Origin of the sequence: Croceitalea sp. MTPC5 (assembly GCF_036985505.1) — a bacterium.
GTDB lineage: Bacteria > Bacteroidota > Bacteroidia > Flavobacteriales > Flavobacteriaceae > Croceitalea.
In genome coordinates, this window is the sequence record NZ_BTGQ01000038.1 from 1 (window position 1) to 721 (window position 721).

The 721-nt window shown below is 36.9% G+C and carries 1 protein-coding gene; it reads left to right on the forward strand.

The features are described 5' to 3' along the window. The coding region (locus AACM45_RS20310) for a DUF2750 domain-containing protein (protein ID WP_339145039.1) at positions 1 to 401 on the forward strand (401 nt) is incomplete at its 5' end. Positions 402 to 721 lie beyond the last annotated feature (320 nt).

The following is a 721-nucleotide window of genomic DNA, read 5'->3' on the forward strand; positions in this document are numbered from 1 at the left end:
TCTCTTATTTTATAAAAATTATGAACTATCAAAAAATCGAGAACGTTTTTAACTTAAAACCATCCGAGAGGTATGGTTTTTTAGTGCGTAAAGTTGCTGATTTTGAGCAGGTATTCTTGATTTCGGACAAAAATGGAGATTACGTTACTTGTTCGAACGGCGAAACGGAATGTATTCCGGTATGGCCTGAAATGGAGTTCGCAATGGAGTTCCTAAACTCGGACTGGATTGAACATAATGTTGTGAGGGTAGAATTAAGTCCGTTTTTGGAGTGGTTAGATAAGCTAGAACAGGAAAATTATTTGATTGGAGCATTTCCGAATCGCGTATTTGATGCAATTGTCATTAAACCTAGTGAAATGAAAAGCCATTTGATTTTTGAATGCGAACAATACGAATAAAAAATCCTAAAAAATTCAGGGTTACGTAAATGGACTTTACTCAAATGCAACTGTTGCGCAGATGGACTTTTTAGCTTGGTTGCTAAGGTAAAAGTAATACAACGTGCCTACTCAGACGTAGAAAAACAAGAGATAACAATGCCTAAACGTAATGCGGACTTTAGGGCAAAAACGAAAGGTCTGTGTATATTTATAATGTCGCTAAATCTTATGGATTTAGCTTTGGAACAAAAAAAGAAAAACTAAACAATAAGCTTTAGCTACGTCGGCAGTCGGAAACGAAAAGTTTCCTTGCCTCCGCACTACGCTTAGCCGAGACC